Origin of the sequence: Bacillus sp. BB081, assembly GCF_008368895.1 — a bacterium.
In the GTDB taxonomy this organism is placed as follows: domain Bacteria; phylum Bacillota; class Bacilli; order Bacillales; family Bacillaceae_G; genus Bacillus_A; species Bacillus_A wiedmannii.
Map to the genome: position 1 here is coordinate 57941 of NZ_QOZX01000015.1, position 18315 is coordinate 76255.

At 36.5% G+C, this 18315-nt stretch carries 13 protein-coding genes and 1 pseudogene; 3 read left to right on the top strand and 11 right to left on the bottom strand.

Going from position 1 to position 18315, the window contains the following annotated elements; all coding sequences use genetic code 11:
* Window positions 1–14: 14 nt before the first annotated feature.
* The 7 genes from DN394_RS07870 to fdhF all read right to left on the bottom strand — a co-directional run bounded on the left by DN394_RS07870 (window position 15) and on the right by fdhF (window position 7781).
* On the bottom strand, window positions 15–1031 hold the full coding sequence (locus tag DN394_RS07870) for a molybdopterin-synthase adenylyltransferase MoeB (RefSeq protein ID WP_149293707.1): 1017 nt from the start codon (window positions 1029–1031) through the stop codon (window positions 15–17).
* 24 nt (window positions 1032–1055) lie between these two features.
* Window positions 1056–1835 (bottom strand): formate channel, encoded by a 780-nt coding sequence (locus DN394_RS07875; RefSeq protein WP_046958090.1) that lies wholly within the window; start codon window positions 1833–1835, stop codon window positions 1056–1058.
* Between the two features lie 200 nt (window positions 1836–2035).
* Window positions 2036–3052: a GTP 3',8-cyclase MoaA gene (gene moaA, locus DN394_RS07880; RefSeq protein WP_215561912.1), complete on the bottom strand. Its 1017-nt coding sequence runs from the start codon at window positions 3050–3052 to the stop codon at window positions 2036–2038.
* 20 nt (window positions 3053–3072) lie between these two features.
* Window positions 3073–3870 carry a formate dehydrogenase accessory sulfurtransferase FdhD gene (gene fdhD, locus DN394_RS07885; protein ID WP_097917346.1) on the bottom strand — a complete coding sequence of 266 codons (798 nt, stop codon included), beginning with the start codon at window positions 3868–3870 and terminating at the stop codon, window positions 3073–3075.
* Between the two features lie 16 nt (window positions 3871–3886).
* Window positions 3887–4231 (bottom strand): Na-translocating system protein MpsC family protein, encoded by a 345-nt coding sequence (locus DN394_RS07890; protein ID WP_000039582.1) that lies wholly within the window; start codon window positions 4229–4231, stop codon window positions 3887–3889.
* A 115-nt stretch (window positions 4232–4346) separates the two neighbouring features.
* Window positions 4347–4829, bottom strand: a complete 483-nt coding sequence (locus DN394_RS07895) for a helical membrane plugin domain-containing protein (RefSeq protein ID WP_000729894.1) — start codon at window positions 4827–4829, stop codon at window positions 4347–4349.
* A 12-nt stretch (window positions 4830–4841) separates the two neighbouring features.
* Window positions 4842–7781 carry a formate dehydrogenase subunit alpha gene (gene fdhF / locus DN394_RS07900; protein WP_149293708.1) on the bottom strand — a complete coding sequence of 980 codons (2940 nt, stop codon included), beginning with the start codon at window positions 7779–7781 and terminating at the stop codon, window positions 4842–4844.
* Window positions 7782–8077: 296 nt separating this feature from the next.
* Between fdhF and DN394_RS07905 the strand changes: the two genes are divergently transcribed.
* Genes DN394_RS07905 through DN394_RS07915 form a run of 3 tightly spaced genes read left to right on the top strand, consistent with a single transcriptional unit; the run spans window position 8078 to window position 11847 of the window.
* On the top strand, window positions 8078–9616 hold the full coding sequence (locus DN394_RS07905) for a spore germination protein (RefSeq protein ID WP_149293709.1): 1539 nt from the start codon (window positions 8078–8080) through the stop codon (window positions 9614–9616).
* Window positions 9613–10710 carry an endospore germination permease gene (locus tag DN394_RS07910; protein WP_149293710.1) on the top strand — a complete coding sequence of 366 codons (1098 nt, stop codon included), beginning with the start codon at window positions 9613–9615 and terminating at the stop codon, window positions 10708–10710. Before DN394_RS07905 ends, DN394_RS07910 begins: the two co-directional genes overlap by 4 nt.
* Window positions 10711–11847: a Ger(x)C family spore germination protein gene (locus DN394_RS07915; RefSeq protein WP_046954586.1), complete on the top strand. Its 1137-nt coding sequence runs from the start codon at window positions 10711–10713 to the stop codon at window positions 11845–11847.
* Between the two features lie 79 nt (window positions 11848–11926).
* Here DN394_RS07915 and DN394_RS07920 read toward each other — a convergent pair whose 3' ends face one another.
* From DN394_RS07920 to DN394_RS07935, 4 genes and pseudogenes are all read right to left on the bottom strand, one after another.
* A complete protein-coding gene (locus DN394_RS07920; protein ID WP_001116178.1) occupies window positions 11927–12061 on the bottom strand; it encodes a hypothetical protein in 135 nt (44 codons plus the stop codon).
* A gap of 57 nt (window positions 12062–12118) precedes the next feature.
* Window positions 12119–15481, bottom strand: coding sequence for a tubulin-like doman-containing protein (locus tag DN394_RS07925; RefSeq protein ID WP_149293711.1), 3363 nt, complete (start codon window positions 15479–15481; stop codon window positions 12119–12121).
* A 73-nt stretch (window positions 15482–15554) separates the two neighbouring features.
* Window positions 15555–17654 carry a vWA domain-containing protein gene (locus DN394_RS07930; RefSeq protein WP_087982149.1) on the bottom strand — a complete coding sequence of 700 codons (2100 nt, stop codon included), beginning with the start codon at window positions 17652–17654 and terminating at the stop codon, window positions 15555–15557.
* A gap of 256 nt (window positions 17655–17910) precedes the next feature.
* Window positions 17911–18111: pseudogene (locus tag DN394_RS07935) on the bottom strand (VOC family protein); the annotation flags it as partial.
* Window positions 18112–18315 lie beyond the last annotated feature (204 nt).

Consider the following 18315-nt stretch of genomic DNA (forward strand, 5'->3'; position numbering starts at 1 on the left):
GACAACCCTTTCTATTAACCGAATACGCGATAATATAATTGTTTCGCTTTCGAAATATCATTTGTACCATGAATGAAAACACGACCATCGCGAAAAATAACGACGCGGTAATCATCTAGTTGGCAAGATAGTAAATACGGATTCCGCTCTACTTTCCCTAGTTTGTTTAATACTTTTTCTATATCTTCAAAATCGTACTTTCTATTTTTCACTGGCCTAATTTGCACTGTATTTCTTCCGCATAAAGCAGCTACCTTCGTTTGGTTTTCGTATGATAAATAAGGATAAGTTCGATTCGAACCGCACGAAGGGCAATCGTCTGTTTTGCTTTTCCCTAGTTTTATAAAATGGTTTTGATTACTCCATATATCAAACATGAAAAATGTTTTTCTAATTGCTGAGAAATCTCCTACTAAAATTTTGAATGCTTCCGACACTTGATATGCTGCGACAACTTGAACAGTCGGGCTAATAATTCCAGCTGTATCACATGTCACACCTGTAACAGGAACGTTCTTCAGCACACAATGTAAACACGGTGTCTCTTGCGGAATAACCGTATAACTCATACCGTACGATCCAACGCAAGAACCATATACCCACGGGATATTATGTTTTTGTGATAAGTCATTTATTATAAATCGAATATCAAAATTATCTGTTGCATCAATTATTACATCTACATTTTTTAATAGGTCCTCCATATTTTCTGCAACTGCATCCATTACGAAAGCATGTATTTGTACTTCCGAATTAATTTGTTTTAGCCGATTTTTAGCAGCAATTGCTTTCGGTATTTTCTCTCTCGCATCTTGTTCAGAGTACAATTGTTGCCTTTGTAAATTACTCCATTCAACGTAGTCACGATCAATAATCGTCAACTTGCCAATACCTGCACGTACGAAACTTTCGGCACTTGCACTTCCTAATGCGCCTGCTCCTACAATTAACACATGTTTATTTCGAATTTTTTCTTGCCCTCTACTCCCAATCGGTTTGAACAACTGTTGTCGTGAATACCGCTCAGCCATTACATACCCTTCCTCTCAAGAACTCTATTTCATATTAGAATGTTGTTTTTGATAACAAGCAAAGTAAGCAAATCCAACAAATCCAGCTCCTCCAATTACATTTCCGATAAAGACAGGAACAAAATTTCTAGCAAGATCCATCCACGTCAGATGACCTGCAAAAATAACTGCCGAGATGACAAACATATTTGCTACCACTTGCTGAAATCCAATCACTACAAATGCCATAATTGGAATCCAAATTCCGATTATTTTCCCGACAAAATCACTCGTCCCATAAGCGAGCCAAAGCGCAAGACAAACGAGCCAATTACATCCAATCGCTAAAATTAAAGTTCTCCCAAATGATTCATGTAATTTCCCTTCCGCTATTGCTACCGTTTTATTTAAATAATCTCCCTCTGTTAATCCGCCAAGATGACCGAAACAATACGCAACAAAAATAGCTCCCACGAAATTCATGAAAGTAATCCAAACCCAATTATTTAGTACACTTACCAATGTAATTTTCTTTGCATATAGCGCCATAGAAAGTGACATCATATTTCCAGTAATTAATTCTCCTCCCGCTAATACGACGAGCATTAGTCCAACAGGAAAAACTGCTCCTCCTAATATATTGACTAAACTCCCCCAGCGCTCAGGTAAATTACCTAAAACGCGAATGTTAAGCAAAAAACCGAGCGAAATAAACGCTCCTCCTAAAAAACCGAGAATAAGCATTGCCGGCAACGTCTGACTTACTTTTTGAACACCGGCCTCAATTACGAGTTCAGCAATTTGTTCCGGTTTATGAAATGCCATTACTAATTCCTCCATTTTCTCCAAATAAAAAAGCAGCTTCAAAAAACCTCCTCAAAATAAAGGTTTTTGAATGCTGCTTAATATCTCTGCACATCTTTTACAGAGATATCAATCATCACTTTTACTATAAAATAGAAAATCTACAAACGTTGCATACTTTCCATTTTGTATATACTTCCTCATAGCGTCACTTATATATATCAACCACCAATATGTGACATTTCAATTTTAGGTATTCTTTTTTTACTTGTATTATTTAAGCGTTCATCTGAATAACGATCTTCTCGGTTGTTCCATATATCACGTACGATATATGTTATTTCCTCGTCAGTGTATCCAGATCGAAGTAGTTCTCTCAAGTCATTTCCTTTAGAAGCGAACAAACAAGTATATAATTTTCCTTCTGCAGAAATACGTGCTCTCGTACATGATGAACAGAAGGAATCTGTTACTGATGAAATAATACCTATTTCTTCATCACTTCCAATATAACGATAGCGAGTAGCAACTTCACCTGCATAATTCGCTTCTATCCGTTCTAATGGCATAACTTGATGAATGGCATCTACTATCTCTTGTTTCGAGACGACCTCTTTTAATTCCCAACCATTATAATTCCCAACGTCCATATACTCAATAAAACGAAGAATATGTTTATTTTCCTTAAAGTATTGCGCCATCTGCAAAATATCTTGTTCATTTTTTCCTTTTTGAACGACCATGTTTATTTTAATTTTCATACCAACTTCAGCTGCAACCTGTATTCCTTCCAGAACCCTTTGCACTTTGCTTCTATTACCATTCAAATAGAAAAATCGCTCTTCTTCTAAGGAATCTAAACTAACTGTCACACGTGATAAACCCGCCTTATATAAATCAGGAGCAAACTTTTTCAGTAGTGATCCATTGGTTGTTAAACCGATATCCTCCACACCATCTATTTTATTAAGGCGCTCAATAAGCTGCGGAAGACCTCTTCGAAGTAACGGTTCTCCGCCCGTAATTCGTAACTTTCTTACACCTAAAGAAACAAAAATACGTGTTATCCTTTCAATCTCATCAAAAGATAAAATTTTATCATTAGACAAAAACGAATAATCCGGACCAAATATTTCTTCTGGCATACAATAGCGACAGCGAAAATTACAGCGATCAGTAACAGAAATACGTAAATCCTTTAAAGGGCGTTGTAGTTTGTCTAATGTGACAGATTTCATATTTATTGCCTCGCTTTTACTTATTTTATATTTATAACACGCTCTGGATGCGTATATACATTTAAGGATTGATTCCGAATAAACCCTATCGTAGTAATACCTAATTCTTCTGCTAGCTGCAAAGCCAACTCGGTTGGAGCTGATTTTGACAATATAATTTCACAACCGATTTTTGCAACTTTCAATAATATTTCCGAAGAAATACGACCACTAAAAACAATAATTTTATCTTTTATAGAAATATTATTTTTTAAACAATAACCGTAAATTTTATCTAATGCATTATGCCTACCGATATCCATTCGGCTTAAAATAATGCCATTCACATCGCACAAAGATGCATTATGAACGCCACCTGTATGTTGAAACGTCTCCGCAGATTGCTGCATTTCTTTCATTAATCGAAAGCAGTCTTCTGCAGCAACCTGTACATGGACACCATTCATTTTTTTAGCGCTTAGTGCATCATTTGCAAAAACAAACCCTTGTCTACTCATACCACAGCATGAAGTAATATAACGTTTATTTTGCATTTGTTCGTAATACGGATTCACTTTTTTCGTTGTGACATGTACAAATCCTTCTTTCTCTTGTACCCATATGTCATCAATATCTTCATACTTCCGAATGATTCCTTCAGATGCTAAAAAGCCTATTACCATATCTTCTATATATTCTGGAGTACTAACCATTGTAACAAACTCCTGTCCGTTCATTTTAATCGTGACAGGAAACTCTGTTACAATACTGTCCTCTATATGTTTAAACGCCCCTTGTTCATAACGAAAGATTTCTCTTTCTACCTGTATCGGTTTCACGATCAGTATCCTTCTCTCACGTTATATTTTTATCAAAAACAAATACCGAAACTGCAATATCCTCTTCTACTTTCATATCTGAAAATAAATTCACTAATTTCGCTCCAACAAGTTCCTCCAAGTGTTCACGGGAATTCGCAGCATACACTTCTTGAATCATTTTCGTTCTAGCCATATGAACCATTTCCGCACCGTCCATCGTACTTGAAATGAATTTTTCAGTAGGTGTTAAGTTTCCATAAAGGGTTGCAATCGCCATATTTTCAGCAAATACAGTATGAATTCTTTCTGGCCCTTTTCCGAAAAGTTCTTTTCGAAGTTTTCGTATCATATCATTAAATTCATGTACTTTTTTTGACATACAATTATACCTCCCAAAAGCCTCATTTTACTTTATTATATATTTTACCAAAATGATCCTTCCGCCCAAACTATTTCGTACAAACATTTGGGCGAAAAGGTTCACTTCATGAAGTTTATTCGTCTTTTAACCCTTTCCCCATACCTTTTAAGAAATGAAGTCCAAACCCGATAGCACGGTTAATATCTGGATCTTTCAATACTTTCATAAGATCGAATACCCCTACTTTTTTATTACTCTCTAGATGTTCATTACCTTCTTCTAGCCCTACTAACAAGCTACCTATAAGCTTTTTCGTAAGTTCCGGATCAAGTTCTGTTAAAGCACCCGCAGCACCCATCATATTATTAATTAAATTCGTAACAGGCTCACGAGTCACTTGGCCAAGAACAATCTTTGCGATCGGTTCTTTCGCCTTTAGCATAGAATTTGCAGCTTCTAGCATTCCGATGTCATTTAATTCCCCAACAATATTAAACATTTGATTTAAAGCTTCTTCATTATTAGCTAGGAGCTCTTTTAAATCATCTAATTTTTGCTGTTTTATTTCTTCCTCAGTTAATTCTTGTTTTTGAATCATTTTTATAGGTGCAGCCATATTTTTCTCCTCCTACTTATCCGTTAAATGCACATACCCTGGACGTGCCCACTTACGATTTACCTCAATACCAGCTTGAGGATGACGTTTTTTGTTACGCGGGTTCGCTTTTGGCATCGGATTTGCCCCATCAACTTCTAGCACTTCCATACGCACTTTCGTTTGTTTATAAGCAGGTGTGTTCGTACGTACGTCCACAGCAGGACCTGTTAAGAAATTAATTGCTGTTTCATTATCTGTAGAGTTCATCGGTAAATATAACTCATTCGCTTTTACACGGTCTGTTACAAGGGCACGTAATTTTAATGCTCCAAAAGGAGAAACAAGACGAACTAATGAACCTGTTTTCACTCCACGTTCTTTTGCAAGTGCTGGAGAAACTTCAACAAACACACCAGGTACTTTCGTTTGAATACCTGTTGATTTATTTGTCATATTCCCTTCATGGAAATGCTCAAGCATACGACCGTTATTAATGTGAAGATCGAACTCCGCTGGGAATTCAGCTGGACGTACCCAGTCAGCAATCGCAAAACGAGCTCTTTTATCTGGGAAGTTAAATCCATCTTGGAACAGAAGTGGTGTATTCGTTCCATCAAAACTTCCCCAATGGAAACTATTCCACCCTTCAAGTACTTCATAGTTTGCTTGTGAGAATAGTGGTGATAAACTTGCCATTTCAGCAAAAATTTCACTTGGATGGCTATAATTCCAGTTTGCACCTAATTTATTCGCAATCTCCTGCACAATCCACCAATCTGGCTTCGCATCTCCAAGCGTAGGAAGAACTTGATACAATCTTTGTACACGACGCTCTGTATTTGTGAAAGTACCTTCTTTCTCAAGAGACGGTGCTGCCGGTAATACAACATCTGCATATTGAGCAGTTTTAGATAAGAAAACGTCTTGTACAACGAAGAAATCAAGGCTTGATAACACTTCATGTACGTGGTTCGCATTAGAGTCTACAAGAGCCATATCCTCTCCGACAAGATACATAGCTTTCATTTTCCCTTCATCAATTGCGTGCAGCATTTCAATATTATTAAGACCTGGTTCACTATTAATTTTCACTCCGTAAGCCATTTCAAATTTCGCACGTTCCATATCGTTAGTAACGTGCTGATATCCAGGAAGCCAGCCAGGTAAAGTACCCATATCACAAGCACCTTGTACGTTATTATGACCTCGAAGTGGATATGCACCAGCACCTGGACGACGATAATTACCTGTTGCAAGCAGTAAGTTTGAAATCGCAGCGGAAGTATCCGATCCACCTGTATTTTGCGTTACTCCCATACCCCAAAGGATACATGTACCATCTGCATCACGAATCATTTCAGCCATTTGAATAAGTATTTCTTTTGAAATACCAGTCATTTCTTCTGCATATTCAAGTGTATATTCTGTAAGACTCTCTTTAAAATCTTCAAAGAAGTTTACATTCTCATCAATAAATCGTTGATCGTGCCAGCCTTGGTCAATCATATATTTCGTAACAGCCATTAACCATACTTGATCTGTTCCTTGTTTTGGACTAATAAAGACGTCTGAACGCTCTGCCATTTCTGTTTTACGAAGATCAGCCACAATTAATTTTTGTCCGTGTAATTTGTGCGCACGTTTAATACGTGTAGCTAAAACAGGATGACCTTCTGTCGGATTACAACCTACAATAATAACAAGACCGGATTTTGCGATATCTTTAATCGTTCCAGCATCTCCGCCCATACCAATTGTACGGAATAATCCGTCTGTCGCTGGCGATTGACAATAACGTGAGCAGTTATCAATATTATTCGTTTCAAATACTTGTCGAGCTAATTTCTGAATTACATAATTGTCTTCATTCGTAATTTTAGATGAAGAAATAAAGCCGACAGCATCTTTACCGTATTCTTCTTTAATAGATCCTAATTTACTTGCAACTACATTTAGTGCTTCTTCCCATGTAGATTCAACAAACGTTCCATTTTTACGAATTAAAGGTTTTGTAATTCTTTCTTTAGAATTTACGAAATCCCAACCGAATTTTCCTTTTACACAAGTAGAAATTGCGTTAACTGGCGCATTAGAAGAAGGTTGTACTTTAAGAATTTTACGCCCTTTCGTCCACACTTCAAATGAACAACCTACACCACAAAATGTACATACTGTTTTCGTTTTCTTCGTACGAGTATCACGCATGGCCGCTTCCACTTCTGATACCGCAAAAATGCCGCTATATCCAGGCTCAACTTCTTTAATTAAATCTACCATCGGTTCTAGAATATCTGGTTTTAATCCCGTCATAAATCCAGCTTCACCGAGCATCGTTTTCTCCATTAAAGCATTACAAGGACAAATGGTTACACATTGACCACAGCTCACGCATGAAGAATCATTAATATTTACTCCTTCATCCCAAATAACTCGTGGACGTTCCGCTTCCCAGTCTATTGATAACGTTTCATTTACTTGTAAGTTTTGACACACCTCAACACATTGACCGCATGCAATACATTGATTAGGATCATAGCGATAAAACGGATGCGTCATATCAACTTCACTTACATCTACTTTCGGTTCATAAGGATATTTTTGATGTTCAATCTCCATTAATTCTGCTGTATTATGCAGTTTACAGTTCCCATTGTTGTTGTCACATACTGTACAGTATAGTAAATGATTTTCTAGCAATCGATCCATCGCCTCTGTTTGCGCTTCTTTTGCACGAGCAGAATTACGTTCAATGTTCATACCTTCTGTCGTCACTGTCGAACAAGAGCGCATTAACTTTCCGTCAACTTCTACGATACAAGTGTCACATGTTTGAATAGGATCTACTTCTGGCACGTAACAAATTTGTGGATGTTCAATCCCGTTCTCACTAATAACACCCAGTACCGTTGAACCGGGCTCCGCTGTATACTTTTTTCCGTCAATTGTAATATGAACCATGTTGTTATTCATGGTCTTTCCCCCTTTTTGAGAATAAAAAAACTCCACCACGAAAATATACGCACCACATTTCGGCACGTTATTATCATGGTGGAGTAGTTTATTAGCACATCTTGCTAAAATACCAATCCATTTATTCATAAATAAAACGATAGATTCATAACAGGTCATATCACGATTCCATCTTTAACACTATAATTATAGCGTTAAAGATGGAAATATACAATATAAAATTTAAACTACGCATATGTCAGCACGGAACTATCCATAATAACCCATATAAAACATAACAAGGAGTAAGCGAACAAATGGAGTCTTTTAATAAATGGATACGTGGTGAAAACTCTTTCTCTGCACAAGAACAAGCTGATCACCGTTTAAATAAATCTATCTCTTCCTCTCTTTCCCTTAATCTAAAGCACTTGTCCAAACTCTTTAGCGGTATTCCAGAATTAATTACACGTACTTTTCCGTTAAAAAACGGAAAAGTAGCTGCAATTATATATATGGAAGGACTTGTAGACAAAACTGTTATTAACATTGATATTCTTCGCCCTCTCCTATTTAAAGAGTGGAATGAAGATGATTGTTGGAAATCCTCAGTTACAGTCGGGAATATAAAGAAAGTTCAGCAGTGGTCCGACATTGAACAGTCCCTTTTACATGGTAAAAGCATTTTATTTATAAATGGACAACTTACAGCATTAGAACTAGATACGCAATCGGCGCCAAAAAGAAGTATTGAAGAACCTACAACAGAAACTGCCATAAAAAGCTCCCACGAAGGATTTAATGAAGTAGCGAGCGACAGTCTTGCACTTATTCGTCGATATATTCCAAATCGCGAATTGAAAGTGAAGGAATTCACTGTTGGTGAACGAGCTACTTCAAAGGTTTTTTTGCTGTACTTAGCAGACGTCGCAAACGAAGACGTTGTACAAGAAATGGCATGCCGTATCGAATCAATCAAAGTGGATGCCATTATTACTACCGGAGAATTAGAAGGGTTTGTTGAAGATAATTCCTATACTCTCTTTCCGCAATTATCAATAACCGAACGCCCTGATACAACGGCCCATCACATTTTGAACGGGAGAATTGCTGTTGTTGTAGACCGCTCACCCGGCGTATTAATTGGACCTATGACCTTTTCATCTTTTTTTCAGACGATAGATGATTACAGCTTCCGGCCAATGATTCCATCTTTCATACGACTACTTCGTTTTACCGGACTATTTATTGCAATATTTGCTCCAGCACTTTATATTGCTATGATTTCCTTTCATTATGAAGTGATTCCACTTAAATTATTGTTAACAATTGGAGAATCTCGAGCTAAAATTCCTTTCCCCCCTATATTAGAAGCACTTTTGATGGAATTAGTACTTGAAATGCTCCGCGAAGCTGCGGTTCGGCTTCCTGGTCCCGTTGGACAAACGATTGGAGTCGTAGGAGGGATTGTCATTGGACAAGCTGCTGTTCAAGCAGGAATAGTAAGTAATGTTATGGTTATCGTCGTATCTATTACTGCAGTCGCTTCTTTTATCATCCCTAACATGGAAATGTCAGCAGGAATTCGGCTTCTTCGCTTTCCAATGATGATAACCGCTTCTTTGTTTGGGGTCATTGGAATTATGGTCGGGATGGCAGTTATCATCATCCATATTCTTTCTATGGAATCACTTGGTGTTCCTTATGGTAGTCCTTTTTCTCCGTCATTTGCTTCGGATTTAAAAGACATTCTTGTACGTTTACCATGGAAACTAATGAAGAAACGACCACTATCTCTTAACTTAAAACAAGAGAATCGACAACGCGATATAGAAGAAACGGAGGAAGATAAGTGACAAAGCGTGCAAAGAGGGAGATTAGTTTATTTCAATACATTTTAACGATTAGTGGTGTTCAAGTAGGGTTCGGTGTACTTACACTGCCACGTGAAGTTGCGCAAGGGGCGAATACAGATGGCTGGATGTCTATTATAATAGGATGCGCTATCACTACTTTAGTCAGTCTATGTATTGTAAAAATTATGGAAAAACATCCCGGGTATACTTTACTTGATGTGCTAACTCGTTATCTCGGGAAGTGGCTAGGAAGAGTAGCAATGATTTTTTGGATTTTATATGCTGTTCTTGCAGCTGTATCCTTAATTTTTTCCCTCTTATACGTTATTCACATTTGGATTTTACCTAGATCTCCAATGTTTTTAATCATGATGTTATTATCTATCCCAATGGTTATGCTCGCATGTAAAGGTGTTCTTATTATTAGCCGCTATGCTGTTTTTACTGTCTTATTTACACTCTGGATGCCATTGCTATTATTTATCCCACTTAAAGACGGGCATTGGGTTTATCTTCTTCCTCTCCTTAAAGAGGGATGGCTACCAGTTTTCAACACAGTAAAATCAACTATTATTGCCTTTCTCGGATTTGAGTTTGCATTTGTCCTTTATCCTTATCTCAGTAATAAATCATCTGCAAAAAAAGGAATCGTTATTGCAAATATAATTACTTTATTCGTTTACCTGCAAGTTACGTTCGTTTCTTTCGTTTATTTTAGCCCAGATGGTATAACTAAGTTTTTATGGCCCACTCTTTCTCTTGTTACACCATTTCACTTTTCATTTCTGGAACGGTTTGAAATTATCTTTTTGTCATTTTATCTCTTCATTATTTTTGATTCTTGCATTCCTTATATTTTTACTACCTCAGATGGAATTAATCAATTACTTAACAAAAAAGGGAGTTCATTACCTATTTGGTTATTGTTATTCGGGTGTGTTTTCGTTTTATTCTTTTATATCCCTTCTTCTTATCAAATAAGTGCCCTGCGGGATTTTTGGGGAACTGCAAGTTATTTTATCGTTTTTCTATTCCCAGTCTTCTTTCTCTTATACATGACACTTTATCAGCATTGGAAAAGGAGAAAAATTTAAATGAGACGCTTTATTCATTTCACTATACTTTGCTTTCTCATAATCTTTTTAACAGGTTGTGGAGATCGGCTCGACTTAGAAAAACAATCGATTTCATTAATTTACGGTTTTGACGCAAAAGCAAAAGGAAAATTAATTGTGTACCACGTAAACCCTATTTTTAATGAGGATGTAGAGAAAAAGTACGAAACTCATGAAGCGAAAGTACGTACACCTCGAGAAGCAAAAGCAACGTTTAATAGTTCAAGTAGTGGCTTAGTGTCTACAGAAAAGTTACAGCTCATTTTATTTAGCACAAATTTTTTAAAACAAGAAGGAGCTATGCCTTACCTTGATGTTTGGTATCGCGACCCTAAAAACACAGGAAATATGCGCATGGTTGCAGTAGACGGTCCAATTTCTTCAGTTATATATAATAACTTTAAAGATAAGCCTGCACTTCCTGAATATTTAACAGATTTAATTAATACGAACAAACTATACAATCGAACCGTGTTTACGACATTCCATGAATTTCATAGGCAAACTTTTAATAAAGGTATAACACCTGCTATCTCAGAAATAAAAAAAGGTAAAAAAGATATTCTCGTTACCGGCTCTGCATTATTAACTTCTCGCGGAATCTATAAAATGTCTTTAAATCGATATGAAAGTGCCCTTCTTCTTCTATTACAAAAGAAAGCGAATATACCCGTTTCACTTACACTGAAAATCCCTTCTCATTCAGTTGAAAGTAATAGTCATCTAAAAGATACAGACGGCGACGATTTCGTAACAATAAATGTTCTTAGCATGAATCGTGACATTCACACAGGCTATAACGATAACCACTTCAAATTTAATATTGCAATGAATTTTAAAGTTTCCGTATCTGAACTTACATTCAACATGGATATAGACAAAGGTAGAAAGAAATTAACTTCACTTATTACAAAACAACTAAACAAAGATTTAAACGATTTAATCCACAAAATTCAAAAACAGCAACTTGATCCATTCGGGTTTGGTGATTATGCGAGAGCATTTCAATATAAAGAATGGAAAGAAGTTGAAAACGATTGGCCGAGTGCCTTTTCAAAAGCTAACGTGAAAGTAGTACCTACTATTAAAATTTTAGAAAATGGAATTATTAAATAGCAAAAACACGCTACTTGCTCTTATACGTGTAAAGAGTAAGTAGCGTGTTATCATTTTTATTTTGAAGCTTCCTATACAGTTACGCTTCTGTTTCTGGTTCTTCGTTTTCCGCCTGTTCCAATCTTTGCTGCTCCGCAAGTTCGGCTGAAATCATTCCATAATAAATTTCTGGATACAATCCAAATATTTGATATACACTTCCTAAAAACGGCATCGGAATCCCTCTTTTCTAAAGTTGTATTGCCACTTTTAAGGATTCCCTTTTCATTCATTATACATTCGTTTTTGGCGTTTCTTCTTCATCATGAACGCTTAATAAATTTTGCCACTTTTTATAAGGAGCACTATTTGGATCAACATAACCTTTCGCGTACGAACGATCCCACAATTGTTTAATAAACATTTCTTTCTCTTTCTTTGCAACCATATCGGCACCTGTACCGTAATAGTTTTGGAAATACAACTCAATTTCATCAAGAAATAATCTTAATAATTCATCAGAAGTTTCTTCTAACGTTGGATCATATTTCGCTTCACGGTCATACATTAAAATCATATCTAAAATATTATGGACATGCTCTTTACGAAGCCATCTAATATCTTGAGCACCTAATACGAACGGATGTGTATATAAATGTCCGCCCTGTATCATAGCTTTTTCTTGTTCTTCTTCAAATCTGGACAAGATGTTTTCATAAATAAACGGATTATGAAGCAATGCTCTGTGTAATTTGTAACTTTCACTTGAAATATTTTTTCCCATCGACTGAATTAAGAAGCTACGTCCAACGCCATTATATTGATACACGAACTGACCATCAACAGCAACTAAACTAATCCAGCGATACATATACGCATATAGAAGAGCTCGATTACATTTATCGTAATCCAACTTCGTTTGCGTTGCATTTAAGTCTGGCATGAATGCTGGTAAGTGCCAATACTTATCTAAATGCGGCGTTAAACTAGATTTTTTACTATTCAACTTATTCACACGGCGATAGTATGACTGAAAATAATCACCTTTATCATTCATAAATCCATTTGCAATATGCCCTGAGGAAAGCTTAGGAAAGTCTTGCAATGATAAACCATAATGCGCACGATAACAAATGACTTCAAATGGCGAAAAAGCTTCATGTACTGTATCTTTTTCTTTAAACATTTCTTGAATTAATTCTTCTTGCAGTTCTTTCTTTAAAGATGGATGTATACCCCAATATTGTAATTCCCTATGGTGGGAAACTTTCGGAACGAATGGACTTGCTAAATGGAACAAGTCTTCAATTTTTTCACGGACGTATTCATCACGATCACGCTTCTTATAATCCGCCTCTTTTCGTAACGCCTCAACGATATTCAGCTCTAATTTATCACGATAGCGTATTTGTAATTCATCATAGCAATAACTTAGTATGTGCTCACGATAAAAGTCTTCTACCTTTTTCGATTGAATTTCTTCTGTTTTCGCATCCCGGCAATATTCCCCGTATAAACTCATATAAATTTCCGCAGATATATCTTTCGGTAATACACCTAAATTCAAATGTTGCTGCATATCTAGCCATATCTTTTCTTGCAACTTCTCTTCAGCTAATACGTATACATTCGTTGGGTTTGTTTTCCCTTCAAATTCCTTGCTTCGTTTTTGAATTTCAAACAATAAATTTTCACGCGTTTCATGTAAATTATCAAAAAACCTTTCCCAATATTGAATCATTTTATTAACTGCTTGATAAAGCGATTGATAAACGAGTTCTAATAGCATTTCTTTACGATACTCGTTTAATTTGTGTACATACTGCGTTACAATATCTTCAAATTCTTTTTTAAACAAACGCTGCTGATTATTAATCATTTTTCCAAACCAGCCTTGTTGCTGCGCGATTTCTACTCGGCGAACAGCTGTTACCGTTCCATCAATATTACTCACATTAAATTTCTTATCGTAGTTTTGAATTAAATTACGCTTTTGTTCATTATTTTCATGTAGTCGATTCATTTTCTCGACTAATTGCTTTCGAATTTCATACAACATAAAACGAGCTGATACTGGATGAACAGGATCTGTTTTCTTTAAAAACCATGTATTTAGTTGATAGGACTGCCCTTCAGAACCACTTGGTGAAAAACGGTCTGATTCAATCATGTCATACAATAGTGTCGTTACATGCTCATGTACGCGGCTCGGAATCGCATACGCATATAAACGAACCGCATGATCCACTCTTGCTACTTCACCTTTCATTTGCTCCATCATTTTCAGTTTAGCAGCCGAAATTTTACACTCGTGCTGCAGTCGGTTTAATTCCTCATCTTTTTGCACCGTACGCTGTACATAACTTTCTACAGCCTCTAAAAACAGTTTAGATTTCGCAACACCGACCTTACCGCCCTCTGCTCCTTCACGCGTTTCATTGTACATTTGTCTATAAAAAATATGAGCCTGTTCTGGACGGGTAGCAAGATGTTCTAAGTCTTCTAAATAACTTTTCCCACGCTCTGGCTTTTCACGTTGCATCCCGCGTTTGACGTCTTGGTCATATCTTTGCTTCTTCTCTTGAAACAGTTGATCTAAATGCAGCCAAGACTCATCTAAACCTTGCACAGCCCATTTTAAAGCACAATATTTTAACACGTGCTCATACGGATAAATAATCTTTGCCGTTCCTGCCCCGCAATATCGTCCTTTCCCACTTGATTCTGCTAATTGCTGAATTTGATTATCTTCCTGTGCAAAATGATTTGCAGACATCGGACTAAATAACTGTAAATAAATTGTATTTGCCATTTGCTCCATATAATCTGATAAATTGTGCAGATGGTGTCCATGTAGATTTTCGTAATCGTATAGGAAACAATAATTGTACGGTAAATGATGTTGTTTAATCGTATGATTCGTTCTTCCGTCTTCATCTACTTGATCAGGTCGATATTCTAATTCAATCGTCACACCGCCACGTTTTGATAATTCTCCAGTGGAACCGAGTGTAATGGCATGTAATTCTTTTAACGAGGCATAGCCGTTTGCTTGCACCGTTTCAAACTCTTTCGCACTAACCGTTCTCGTCTTAACTAAAACGTCCGGCATTAGAAACGCACCACGTATTAAAATGTTGTGATGCTGCAGTTTTTTTCGAAGCATTTCACGTAAATATAATGCAATTTGTAGAAACATCCCTGAACCTGTTCCGCCCGCTAGTGATGTTACGATAATGACACGCACTCCATATTCCGTTTGATCGCTTGTAACCGGAAAAATCTTCTCGATTTCTTGCCAAAAGGATGTCAATTTATCTTCTTTCATCGCAGCAAGTAACGCTAAACGGGAAATGACGCGTAACTGTCCTGCCCCTTCTGTCAGTGGTTTATCTAGTATAGTCGGGTCCATCGGAAACCACTCTGGAATCGTTGGATCTCCCGCAATATACTCTCTTGGCGTTTTACTAGAACTCGTTTGCGTCTTAAACTTTCGAATATGATCAAATTTACTCAATGTATTCACATCTGTATCAAATACGTGCATTGCTACCTTTTTTCGGCGCTCCTCAGGTAGCCTTTCATATATTTGATGTGTCACAGTACTACCGATTCCACCTAAACCAATTAATATCGTTGGAACTTGTAACGTCATGTGAACCACCTTCCTATTCTTGCTTGTTTGAAAAGAGGAGAGAAAGATAAGACTCCCTCCTTTTCACTATCTACTATTCACACTCATATTTGTAAATTTCTTTACCATACCCTCTATCAATTACTAAAAGTTCATTTGGATATAGCGTCTTATGTTCCATTCCAACCTCATCTTCTGTTATAAACATCCCATCAATAATCATTCCTACTACTTGTGACTCTTTCGCTACAAATATTGATTTCGATCCTTTCTTTGCTATAAACGTAACGGATTGCACAGTCTTTCTTTCTGCTCGGAATGGAATGCCAAAATAGTGTTTCCACCATTTATTTTTAAGTAACTCTGGTTCAGATTGATATAACCAATCTTTCGCTACCTCTTGATCCCATTCGTAATACAATAGTGCTTTTCGGTGAAATCTTGGACGAACAATCCATCCTAAAACGATTATTCCTACTACTAACAGTAATAAAGTGATAGGAATTACAAACTTAAAAATAAGCGCATATTTTTCATAGAACGGTGCATTTTGAATATGAAGTGATATATTTTTCTTTACTTCTTGTAATTTTGAATCTTGCACTACGATGGTAGCTTCTACGGTGCCGGTATCTGTAAAATTGAATGTGTCGGAGTAATGAGGGCGAGGATAAATATAAATTTGATTATCCTGTTGTTTTATTTCATAGTTGATTGATTGTTTAGATGTGACACCAGTAGATTTTAATAGTTTCTTTACAGCTTCTTCTGTCATCGGCTTACCATCTAACTGTGGTTGTATAATAAACGGTTTACTATTCTCTAAATTCGTTACTTTTTCCTCATAATCTTTCGTAATAGTTTGCAATGATAATTTTGGTTTTTCAGTTACTTCAATTTTAAATTCCTTCGTCTGTCTGTAAAACCCCTTTATGTTCATATGAACTTTCCCGCGCACTAACCCTTTATCGATCTTCGTTTCGTAGTAAAATACATGTTTTTTATCGTCCCACTTCATCGGGTACTGTTTTCCGTCTATTTCTACTTCTGACTGAAAATATGAAGACTGAATTGGTAATTCCGTAGGCTTCGCTTCAATAACAGCAGTAACACCTTCGTACATTTTCTCCACATTTTTTTGACTACTATCGTCTTTGTCATAAGTAGAAACAGTATAGTTAAGCGCCGGTTCAACTAGTACTTGTAATCCTTCTTTCTCAATATCTCGATCCACTTCTATCGTATACGTTCCTGGTTTAATAACTTCGTGATTTTCCGTACTTATATGAACTATATTTCCGAATAATTTCGCTTCTCCTGGTGCATGTATGGAATAAGAAGATTGTAATTGTAATGGTTTAGAAATTTGTGTGACCTGATAATTAGACAAAGAAGGCGATTGCCGTACAAGCGTCATACGCTTTAACGGGAATGGTGTTGTAATCTCTACTTTCTTTCCTACTACTTTCGTTTTTACAATCGATTCAACCGAGGAGAACGGATCACGATTTGCAACTAATGCTGCCACTTGATTGACGCTTTTTACAATACCATCCTCTCCACTGGATGGCATCGTAACGCCATTTATCTCTTTCTTCCATATTTCTTTAAACGTATTTAGTTGTGCCTTTTCTTGCTGCCCTAAATCCTCTTCCATCGTAATTAAAATTGGATGTAACGATATCTTTTTTGCATCCATTTCTTTCTTAAACTGTGCTAGCTTCTGTGTAATTTGTTCTTTTCCGCCAACCTTATCTTTCTCTAAATCATTAAATGCCCCGTCAGTTAAGACAATAAGCCAAAATTCACGTTTTCCATCTATATCTGCTTCCTTTTTTATAGATTGCATCGCCGTTTCTACTGCGCTAAACGGAGTATTTAAATACGTTTTCCATGCTCCAATTCCCTCAATTTCTGTTTGTCTCTTATCCTTCGTTAACGAAATGTTTAATGGATCATTCGGCTTGCTCATTGGAACATAAGAGAATTTATCTTTTTCATCTAATAGCGCAACTAAACTTTGCAAAGCATAATTGGCATATTTCCAGCGATCGTTATTTCTCATGCTGCCCGAATCATCATATACAAGTGAAACGACCCTTTCCTTTGCCTCCTCTCCTTTTGCAAAAGTCCAAAAAGGATGTAACCATATAAATAGAAACAACATGAATGTGGCACAAATTCGAATTTTCATGATGAGGCTTCGCCACCTTTGTAGACAAATTCCTATGTTTAAATTTATGAGAGGATACAAGATATATGACTTGTATTTTAGGACAACTAGCGCAGCATAACTTTATTATGTAAACAGATATATATATTGTATATGATTCCTTCTAGCGTTTTCTATCCGATACTATAAGTAAAAAAGCCTGTTTAAGCTCTACACTTAAAACAGACTTTTCCTACTTTTCATATTGAAAACAAGCATCAAAAAGTTTGATTTTAAATTAACACATCACTTCAATTGTAAATCCGCCAGGTGCTTCAACATAAAACGTATACGCATGTGCACGTTTAGGAGCCTCAACCGAAAATCCATCTTCCTTCAATCTTTGATTTATCTTATCTACTTGTTCATTATTTTCTTGTGGAAATCCTACATGAAATGTTTTTGGATAATGTACGTCTTTCCCTTTCATTAACGTTAATGTCAACTACCCCCACTGAGATGAAGCGTTTCAGTGGGGGCTTGAGTTCGAACGCTAGGTCTTTTCGTCTATCGCTAGACAGTTTGACGCTCTAGCATTCATGCCACCTTCCGGTAACACCCCAAGTATATTTTTGGTTGGTACTGGCAACGAACGATTGTTTTCCCACTTGCACCACCCTTTCGAAAAAGAGCAGTTCTCCCT

Coding starts and splice junctions, on each gene's coding strand:
- moaA (WP_215561912.1), bottom strand. CDS start 3,052: ATGAAATCTGTCACATTAGACAAACTACAACGCCCTTTAAAGGATTTA.
- DN394_RS07915 (WP_046954586.1), top strand. CDS start 10,711: ATGAGACGCTTTATTCATTTCACTATACTTTGCTTTCTCATAATCTTT.
- fdhF (WP_149293708.1), bottom strand. CDS start 7,781: ATGAATAACAACATGGTTCATATTACAATTGACGGAAAAAAGTATACA.
- DN394_RS07920 (WP_001116178.1), bottom strand. CDS start 12,061: ATGCCGTTTTTAGGAAGTGTATATCAAATATTTGGATTGTATCCAGAA.
- DN394_RS07925 (WP_149293711.1), bottom strand. CDS start 15,481: ATGACGTTACAAGTTCCAACGATATTAATTGGTTTAGGTGGAATCGGT.
- DN394_RS07890 (WP_000039582.1), bottom strand. CDS start 4,231: ATGTCAAAAAAAGTACATGAATTTAATGATATGATACGAAAACTTCGA.
- DN394_RS07930 (WP_087982149.1), bottom strand. CDS start 17,654: ATGAAAATTCGAATTTGTGCCACATTCATGTTGTTTCTATTTATATGG.
- DN394_RS07905 (WP_149293709.1), top strand. CDS start 8,078: ATGGAGTCTTTTAATAAATGGATACGTGGTGAAAACTCTTTCTCTGCA.
- DN394_RS07875 (WP_046958090.1), bottom strand. CDS start 1,835: ATGGCATTTCATAAACCGGAACAAATTGCTGAACTCGTAATTGAGGCC.
- DN394_RS07870 (WP_149293707.1), bottom strand. CDS start 1,031: ATGGCTGAGCGGTATTCACGACAACAGTTGTTCAAACCGATTGGGAGT.
- DN394_RS07895 (WP_000729894.1), bottom strand. CDS start 4,829: ATGGCTGCACCTATAAAAATGATTCAAAAACAAGAATTAACTGAGGAA.